Source organism: Monashia sp. HAY1-5C (genome assembly GCF_056755255.1).
On sequence record NZ_JBPGXG010000169.1, the window covers coordinates 1 to 8,842 of the forward strand.

The 8,842-nt window shown below is 75.5% G+C and carries 8 protein-coding genes; 7 read left to right on the plus strand and 1 reads right to left on the minus strand.

All coding sequences use genetic code 11. The features are described 5' to 3' along the window. The first annotated feature begins 91 nt into the window (after window positions 1-91). The 5 genes from ACR9ZK_RS19220 to ACR9ZK_RS19240 are packed head-to-tail and all read left to right on the plus strand — an operon-like array spanning window position 92 to window position 5,738. Window positions 92-1,180, plus strand: a complete 1,089-nt coding sequence (locus tag ACR9ZK_RS19220; RefSeq protein WP_481343572.1) for a DUF7847 domain-containing protein — start codon at window positions 92-94, stop codon at window positions 1,178-1,180. Then, on the plus strand, window positions 1,177-1,863 hold the full coding sequence (locus ACR9ZK_RS19225) for a DUF4129 domain-containing protein (protein WP_481343573.1): 687 nt from the start codon (window positions 1,177-1,179) through the stop codon (window positions 1,861-1,863). Before ACR9ZK_RS19220 ends, ACR9ZK_RS19225 begins: the two co-directional genes overlap by 4 nt. Further along, window positions 1,860-3,368, plus strand: coding sequence for a DUF4350 domain-containing protein (locus ACR9ZK_RS19230; protein ID WP_481343574.1), 1,509 nt, complete (start codon window positions 1,860-1,862; stop codon window positions 3,366-3,368). Before ACR9ZK_RS19225 ends, ACR9ZK_RS19230 begins: the two co-directional genes overlap by 4 nt. Then, complete coding sequence (locus ACR9ZK_RS19235; protein ID WP_481343575.1) at window positions 3,365-4,429, plus strand: AAA family ATPase; 1,065 nt, start codon at window positions 3,365-3,367, stop codon at window positions 4,427-4,429. The genes ACR9ZK_RS19230 and ACR9ZK_RS19235 overlap by 4 nt, the downstream gene beginning before the upstream one ends. 13 nt (window positions 4,430-4,442) lie before the next feature. Continuing rightward, entirely contained in the window at window positions 4,443-5,738 is a 1,296-nt protein-coding gene (locus ACR9ZK_RS19240) for a DUF58 domain-containing protein (protein ID WP_481343576.1), read from the plus strand. Window positions 5,739-5,742: 4 nt separating this feature from the next. Here ACR9ZK_RS19240 and ACR9ZK_RS19245 read toward each other — a convergent pair whose 3' ends face one another. Next, complete coding sequence (locus ACR9ZK_RS19245; protein WP_481343577.1) at window positions 5,743-6,738, minus strand: stage II sporulation protein M; 996 nt, start codon at window positions 6,736-6,738, stop codon at window positions 5,743-5,745. A gap of 100 nt (window positions 6,739-6,838) precedes the next feature. Here ACR9ZK_RS19245 and ACR9ZK_RS19250 point away from each other — a divergent pair, with 100 nt between their 5' ends. Further along, entirely contained in the window at window positions 6,839-7,669 is an 831-nt protein-coding gene (locus tag ACR9ZK_RS19250; protein ID WP_481343578.1) for an RDD family protein, read from the plus strand. A gap of 150 nt (window positions 7,670-7,819) precedes the next feature. Beyond that, complete coding sequence (locus ACR9ZK_RS19255; RefSeq protein WP_481343579.1) at window positions 7,820-8,734, plus strand: ABC transporter substrate-binding protein; 915 nt, start codon at window positions 7,820-7,822, stop codon at window positions 8,732-8,734. Window positions 8,735-8,842: the final 108 nt, after the last annotated feature.

Consider the following 8,842-nt stretch of genomic DNA (forward strand, 5'->3'; position numbering starts at 1 on the left):
CCCCCCCCCCCCCCCCCCCCCCCCCCCCCCCCCCCTCTTCCAAACAAAAGACGACCTCCTCGATGTAGCTCCGTCTCGTGGGCTCGGAGATGTGTATAAGAGACAGGACGGTGCGGTGCCGACGCCCGCCCCGTACCCGGCGTCCCACCCCCCGGCGGCGTACCCGCCGGCGTCGTACCCGCCCCCGTCGGGACGGGTTCCGCCGCAGCTGGCCCCGAAGCCGGGCATCATCCCGCTCCGGCCACTGACCCTCGGCGAGATCTGGAGCGGGGTCATGACGGCCGTGCGGGGCAACCCGGCGGCCACCATCGGCCTCGCCCTCGTGACGACCGCGGTCGTCCTCGTACCGCTGACGCTCGTCGGCGTGTGGGTTGCCCAGAACATCGCGGGCAGCGCCGCCACAGGTCCGTTCGACCCGACGGCGGACGGCTCCCCCGACGAGTTCTTCCGGATGTTCGACGGCCAGCTGGCCGGCTCGATCCCCCAGATCGCCTCCTACGTCACCGCGCTGCTCCTGCCGCTGTTCATGGCCGTCGTCATCGGCCAGGGCGTGCAGGGCCGGCGCATCGGGCTCGGCGAGACGGCCCGCGCCGCCCGGGGCCGCATCTGGTCGGCGCTCGGCGTCCTGCTGCTCGTGCTGCTCGCCGGTCTCGTCGCCTTCGGCATCCTCGTCGGCGTGGTCGTGGCCGCGTGGGTGGGCACCGGCGACGGCGACGGCCGCGGGGCCGGCCTCGTCACCTTCCTGGCGGTCGTCGTCGCCATCTGGCTCGTCGTCCTGTTCAGCGTGCGGTGGTGCCTCGCCGTGACGATCGTCGTGCTCGAGGGGGCCGGCCCGGTCACGGCCCTGCGCCGCTCGTGGACGCTGACCCGCAAGCGCGGCTTCTGGCGCATCTTCGGCATCCGGCTGCTGACCGCCATCGTCGTCGGCGTCGCGGGGTCGGTCATCGCCGTGCCCTTGAGCTTTCTCAGCGGCCTGATCTCGGCCGGCGCGGTGACCGGCTCGCTGTGGCTGGTGCCCGTCCTGCAGGCCTGCGTCGTCCTGGTCCAGAGCGTCCTCACGACACCGTTCAGCTCGGGCGTCGACTCGCTGCTCTACGTCGACCAGCGGATCCGCTACGAGGGCCTCGACGTCGCTCTGCTCCAGCGGTCGATGCAGGGCCACGACGCTCGGGCCTCGTGACCCTCGCGTCGGCCCTGCCCACGAGCCCGCCGCTCGACCCGACGGTCGAGCAGGCCCGGGCCTGGCTGGCCCACGAGCTCGCCGCACCGGCGTACGCAGACGACCGCAACCTCCTCGACCGGTTCCGTGACTGGCTCGGCGAGCAGCTGTCCGGTGTCGGTGGCCCGCCGTCGGCGCCGGGCTGGGCGCTGCCGGTCGCGCTCGTCGTCCTCGCCGTCGTCGTGGCCGCCATCCTCGTCGTCGCGGTACGGCGGTCCCCGGCCGTCTCGCGGGCCGGCGCAGGCGGCGGGGTCCTCCACGAGCCGCACCTGACCTCGGCGGACTACCGGGCCCGGGCCGAGGCCGCCCTCGCCCGGGGAGACGCGGCCACCGCCACGGCCGACGCCTTCCGCGCCGTGGCCGCCTCGGCCGCCGAGCGCACCCTCCTCGACGACGTGCCCGGGCGCACCGCCCACGAGATCGGCACGACCCTCGCCACGGTCTTCCCGGCCGAGGCCGGCGAGGTGCGCGACGCCGCCGACCTCTTCGACCGTGTGGTCTACGGACGCGTCCCGGTCGCGGTGGAGGACGCCCGCCGCGTCCTCGACCTCGACGCGCGCCTCGGCGCCACGCGTCCGACCCTCGCGGCGGCCCACCCGGGCGGTGTCCCCGCCGAAGCCGTCGCCCGGGGTGGTGCCCGGTGAGCGCGGCGGTGACCGGGGTCGCCGGTGTGACCGACGTCGCGGGGCTGTCGACCGGTCCGACGGCCTGGAACGCGGCCATCCCGCCCAAGGCGCCCCGCAGCCGGCGCCGCACCGCCGTCCGCGTCCTCGTGCTCGTGCTCGCCGCGGTCGTCGCGGTGTGGGCCCTCGCCGCGGTCGTCGCCGGGCCGGCCCGGTCCGGGCTGCCCCTCGACCCCGACGACCCCGGCCACGCCGGCGCCCGGGCGGCGGCCGAGGTGCTTCGCCAGCAGGGCGTCGAGGTGTCCGTCGTGCGCAGCATCGGCGACCTCGAGCGGACGCTCGACTCCGGCGACACCCGCGCCGCGTGGACCGTCGTGCTCACCGACGCCACCTACCTGGGCCAGGGCGCCGCCGAGCGGCTCACCCTCGCCGTCGAGCAGACCCACCGGTTCGTCGTCGTCGAGCCCGACGACGTCGAGCTCGGCGACCTCGGCCTGCCGCTCACCGTCACCGACCGCGGCCGCACGCACCTCAGTGCCGGGTGCAGGTCGGGCGTCGCCGACCCCACGGACCGGCTCGAGACCTCGTGGAGCAGCTACGGGCTGCTCCACGGCGCTGCCGGCACCGTCCGCTCGGACCGGGCCGGCACCCCCGCCGACCCCACCGACCCCGCCAATCCGGCCGATCCGGCCTACCCTAACGACCCAGCCGACCCGGAAGCCCCGCAGCCGCCGGTGCTGTCGCGCTCGGCCGCCGGTGCGACGGTGTGCTTCCCGACCCCCGACGCCGCGAGGGGCAGCGGGCAGGGCAGCGGGCAGGCCAGCGGGTCGGACGGCTCCGGGAACACGTCGGAGGGCTCCGGCAGCGCCCCCGCGGGCACCGGCACCCAGCGTTCCGGCGCCCTCGTCGTCCTCCCGCCGGAGGGCCGCGCGCCCGAGACCGTCGTGCTCGGATCGGCCGGGGCGGTCAGCAACGGCCAGGTGCTCGACGCGAGCCACGCGGCGCTGACCCTGCGGACGCTGGGGCCGACGGAGCACCTGCTCTGGTACGTGCCCGGGGTCTCCGACCTCGATGCACCCGACTCCTCGGGCAACCACGTGACGGACCCCGGCCGCGGCGTGCCCGGCTGGCTCACACCGGGGGCGCTGCTCCTGGCCGCCGCCGTCGTCGCGTTCGCACTGGCCCGCGGGCGCCGGCTCGGTCGCCTCGTCGTCGAGCCGCTGCCGGTCGTCGTCCGGGCCGTCGAGACCACCGAGGCCCGCGGCCGGCTCTACCACCGCGCCGCCGACCGGCCGCTCGCGGCGCGGGCGCTGCGCGCCGGCACCCGCACCCGGCTCGCCGACCGCCTCGGCCTGCCGCGCTCGACCCCGGTCGTCGCCCTCGTCGATGCCGCCGCCCGGGCCTCGGGCCTGCCCCGTTCCGACGTCGAGCTCGCGCTCGACGGTCCCGACCCGACCACCGACCGCGACCTGCTGCTGCTCGCGCAGCGGCTGGCCGACCTCGAGGAGAGCGTGCGAAGCGCATGAGCCAGACGCCCGACCCCCAGACCAGCACCGCGCCCACGACACCACCGGACGAGCCCGAGCCGTTCCGGGACGCCCTGCCCCATGCGCCCGGCCCCGACGGCGACGGCCCCTCGGACGCCGCCCGCCAGGCCCTCAACGCCGTGCGCGCCGAGGTGGCCAAGGCCGTCGTCGGGCAGGACGCCGCCGTCAGCGCGGCCATCGTCGCCCTCCTCGCCCGCGGCCACCTCCTCCTCGAGGGCGTCCCCGGCGTCGCCAAGACCCTCCTCGTCCGATCGCTCGCGGCGGCGCTCGACCTCACCGCCAAGCGGGTCCAGTTCACGCCCGACCTCATGCCGGGCGACGTCACCGGCTCGCTCGTGCTCGACCCGCGCACGTCGGACTTCACGTTCCGCGAGGGTCCGGTGTTCACCAACCTGCTCCTCGCGGACGAGATCAACCGGACGCCACCGAAGACCCAGTCGGCGATGCTCGAGGCGATGGAGGAGCGCCAGGTCAGCGTCGAGGGCAGGCCACGCCCGCTGCCGACGCCGTTCCTCGTGGCGGCCACCCAGAACCCCGTCGAGTACGAGGGCACCTATCCCCTGCCGGAGGCCCAGCTCGACCGGTTCCTCCTCAAGGTGACGCTCCCGCTGCCGCCGCGCGAGGACGAAGTCGCCGTGCTGCGACGGCACGCGGCCGGCTTCGACCCGCGTGACCTGTCGAGCGCGGGACTGCGGGCCGTCGCCGGCCGGGCCGACCTCGAGGCGGGCGTGCAGGCCGTGCGGCGCGTCGAGGTGTCGCCCGAGATCGCCGGCTACATCGTCGACATCGCCCGCGCCACGCGCACCTCTCCGTCCATCTCGCTCGGCGTCAGCCCCCGCGGAGCCACGGCGCTGCTCGCGACGAGCCGCGCCTGGGCCTGGCTCAACGGGCGGTGGTTCGTCACGCCCGACGACGTCAAGGCGCTCGCGCACGCGACCCTCGCGCACCGCCTCGCGCTCCGGCCGGAGGCCGAGCTCGAGGGGGTCAGCGTCGCGGCCGTCCTCGACAGCGCCCTCGCCTCCGTGCCGGTGCCCCGGTGAGCGGAGCCGGCCCGTGGTCGTGACGACGCGTGCCGCGTGGGCCCTGCTCGCCGGTGCGGTCCTGCTCGTGTGGTGGCCCTCGACGGGCACCGTGCTGCTGTGGGTAGTCGCCGTCGCGGTGCTCGCGGCGGTCGACGTCGCACTGGCGCCCTCCCCGCGCGCCCTCCGCCTCGAACGCACCGGCCCCGCGCAGGTGCGCCTCGGCGAGACCGTCCCGACCGACCTGCTCGTCACCAACCCCGGGCGCCGGGCGGTCCGTGGCCTGCTGCGCGACGCGTGGCCGCCGTCCGCGGGAGCGACCCCCGACCGGCATCCGCTGCGCGTCGGCGCCGGCGAGCGGGTCCGCGTCCGCACCCCGCTGCGTCCGACGCGGCGGGGGGACCGGGCCGCCGACCGCGTCACCGTGCGCACCGTGGGTCCGCTCGGCCTGGCCGGCCGGCAGCACTCGACGAGCGTTCCGGGCAGCGTCCGGGTCCTGCACCCCTTCCCGTCCCGACGCCACCTGCCCAGCCGCCTTTCGCGGCTGCGCGAGATCGACGGCCGCTCGGCCGTGCGACGCCGCGGCCAGGGCACCGAGTTCGACTCGCTGCGGGACTACGTCGAGGGCGACGACGTCCGCTCGATCGACTGGCGGGCCACGGCGCGCCGGCGCTCCGTCGTCGTGCGCACCTGGCAGCCGGAGCAGCACCGCCACGTCGTCATCGTCGTCGACACGTCGCGCACGAGCGCGGGGCGCGTCGGCGACGTGCCGCGGCTCGACGCCGCCATGGATGCCGCCCTGCTCCTCACGGCTCTCGCGAGCCGGGCCCACGACCGCGTCGACGTCCTGGCCGGCGACCAGGCCGTCCGGGCCCGGGTCGGCGGGTCCGTCGACCGGGCGACGCTGCTCGCCGACGTCGTGTCGGCCCTGGCGCCGGTCGACGCCGCGCTCGTGGAGGCCGACTGGACGGCCCTCGTGTCGGGCCTCGTCGGCCGCGGCCACCACCGCGCCCTCGTCGTGCTCCTGACCCCGCTGGAACCAGCGGCCGTCGAGGAGGGCCTGTTCCCCGTGCTGCCCGCCCTCGTCGCTCGGCACCGGGTCGTCGTCGCCAGCGTGGCCGACCCGGCCGTGACGGCCCTGCGGCAGGCGCGCGAGACCGCCCAGGACGCGTACGCCGCCGCCGCCGCCGAGCGCACGAGCGCCCAGCGCCGCCGCGTCGCGGAGGCCTTGGAACGGATGGGCGTCGACGTCATCGACGCCGACGCCGACGCGCTGCCGCCGCGCCTCGCCGACCACTACCTCCGCCTCAAGAGCGAAGGACTGCTGTGACGCGTCAGCCGGCGACCGGAGCGGCGTCGCCGGCCTCGCGGGCGGACACGTCGCCCGTCGTGCCGCGCCGGTGGGTCCGGCGGCCGATGACGAACACGTAGACGAGGAAGGCGCCCCAGGCGACCAGCCCGATGGCGATGCGCGCGGCCGTCGGCAGCCCCGACGGCGTGACGAAACCCTCGATGAAACCACTGACGAGCAGCACCGCCACGAGCCCGAGCGCGATGCCGACGACCGTGCGCCCGGCCCGGGCGAACGACGCCGAGCGCGACAACGGTCCCGGCTCGACCCACGACCAGAACAGCCGCAGACCGGCGCCGCCTGCGACGAACACCGCGGTCAGCTCGAGCAGCCCGTGCGGCAGGATGAGCCCGAAGAACAGCGAGGCGCGGTCGTGGCTGACCATGAGCGCCGCGACGATGCCGAGGCCGACGACGTTCTGCCACAGGACGTACAGCACGGGCAGGCCGAGCGCCCCGAACGCGATGCACTGGGCCGCGACCCACGCGTTGTTGACCCAGACCTCCGTGGCGAACTCGTGGTGAGCGAACTCCGAGTAGTACCCGGCGAAGTCCGTGTCGACGTAGGCGTGGATCTGCTCGGCCGTCAGCTGCGACGTGTAGAGCTCGGGGTGCGCCACCGTCCACCACGCCACGAGCGCGGTGACGACGAGGCTGCCGACGAGCGTCGACACCCACCAGCGGCGCAGGTCGTAGAGCGCGGCCGGGAAGGTGCTCGTGAAGAAGGCCAGCAGGCCGGCCCACGTCGACGCGTGGCGCCCGGCGAGGGAGAGGCGCGCGCGGGTCAGCAGCGTCGACAGGTGGCGTACGAGCGCCGGGTCCGGCGCCGTCGAGCGCACCTGCGACAGGTGGGTCGAGACGCGTTCGTAGAGGTCCAGCAGCTCGTCGGCCTCGGCGCCCGAGAGGCGGCGCCGCCGGCTCAGCGCGTCGAGGCGCTGCCACTGCTCGTGGTGCGCGGTGACGAGCGCATCGACGTTCACGGCGTCACCCTAGCCGCGCGGGTCCGGCCGCGGGCGGCGTCGGTCCACAACCGACCGGGTCCGGCCCGCGGGGGTCCTTCGCGGGGTTAGCCTGCCCCTCGTGACGGCGAACGCGCGCAGCACGCCGGTGCCCTACCGGGGGTACGCGGCGCAGGAGTCGGTGACCGGCGAGGGCGTCGCGCTCGAGCTGCCGGTCGCCAACATCGGCTCCCGGGCGGTGGCGGGCCTCATCGACGTCGTCGTCAACGGCCTGGCCTGCTGGGGCCTGGCCGTGCTCGCCCTCGGCCTCACCGAACGGTCCTCCGAGGCGGTCAGCCGGACCGCCCTCGTGGTCGTCGTCGTCGGGGTGCTCGTCGGCGTGCCGGCCACGACCGAGGCGCTCACCCGCGGCCGGACGCTCGGCAAGCTCGTCATGGGTCTGCGGGTCGTGCGCGACGACGGCGGTCCGGTGTCCTCGCGGCACACCCTGACCCGCGCCCTCGTCGGCTGGCCCGAGGTCTACCTGACCTCCGGTGTCGCGGCCCTCATAGCGGGCCTGTCCAGCTCGCGCGTCAAGCGCCTCGGCGACCAGGCCGCGGGCACGTACGTCGTCGCGGAGCGCAGCCGGCTGACCCTGCCGCCGCCGCCGCAGATGCCGGCCGAGCTCGAGGCGTGGGCCGCCCACGCCGACATCGCCCCGCTCGACCCCGGCCTGGCCGCCGCGCTGCGGCAGTTCCTCCCGCGCGCGGCGTCCTTCGCGCCCCCCGCGCGCGACGCGGGCGGGCGCCAGCTGCTCGGACGCGTCCTCGCGGCGGTCGCCCCGCTCCCGCCCGCGGGACACCACCCCGAGACCGTCCTGCGCGCCGTCGCCGCCGAGAGGTACCGCCGCGACCTCGCGCGGCTCGAGCGCGAGCAGCGGCTGCGCGACGCGGTCCTGCCCCGCGAGCTCTGACGCCGGGCCGGCGTCGGTGACGTGGCCCATCTAACGGTTCGGTGTCCCAAGTGTCCACCTGCCGGGATAGGTGGCAGGATCGGCCAGACCCAGCGCAGCGCACCGTCGCGCCTGCCTGACCGATGCAACGCCCGGAAGGACCCCACACGCATGCGCCGCATGTCCCTCATCGCCGCCACCGGCCTCGTCGCCGTCGGCCTCTCGCTGTCCGCCTGCGGGTCGGACTCACTGTCGACCAACCCCGGCAGCGCCGGTTCCGCGGCCGGCGGCCCCGCCACGACGCCGGCCGGTGGCGGCGTCGACCAGGCCCTCGCCGCCAAGGTGCCCGCAGCCCTCAAGAGCAAGGGCGTCATCACCGTCGGCACCGACCCGACGTACGCGCCGAACGAGATGCTCGGCTCCGACGGCAAGACGGTCGAGGGCTTCGACGTCGACGTCTTCAACGCCGTGGCCGCCAAGCTCGGTCTCAAGACCGAGTGGCAGCCGGCCGGCTTCCCCACGATCATCCTCGGCGTCACGAGCGGCAAGTACGACATCGGCGTCTCGAGCTTCACCATCAACCCCGACCGCAAGAAGCAGGTCAACATGGTGAGCTACTACAAGGCCGGCACCCAGTGGGTCGTCGCCAAGGGCAACCCCGAGAAGGTCACCATGGACGACGTCTGCGGCAAGAGCGTCGGTGCCCAGAAGGGCACCGTCCAGGCCGACGACCTCGCCGCCCGCAGCAAGAAGTGCACCGACGCCGGCAAGCCGGCCATCACCATGGTCATCCAGGAGGGCCAGAACCAGGTGACGTCCGACGTCGTCAGCGGCAAGACCGTCGCGATGCTCGCCGACTCGCCGGTCGGCCTCTACGCCGTCAAGACGACGGGCCAGCTCGAGCCGCTCGGCGACATCTACGACTCGGCCCCCTACGGATTCGTCGTCCCCAAGGACCAGACCGACTTCGCCAACCTCCTCGTCGAGGCCCTCAAGGCCACCAAGGCCGACGGCAGCTACGAGGCCGCCCTGAAGAAGTACTCGGTCGAGGCCGGCGCCATCGACGACTTCGCCCTGAACCCGTGAGCGAGACCACCGGCACCACGACGGGCTCGTCCCCGGCCGCAACCGAGGCCGGGGACCGCCCCCGCCCCATCAACACACGGCCATGTCCCCACCCCCGGCCACGGGTTG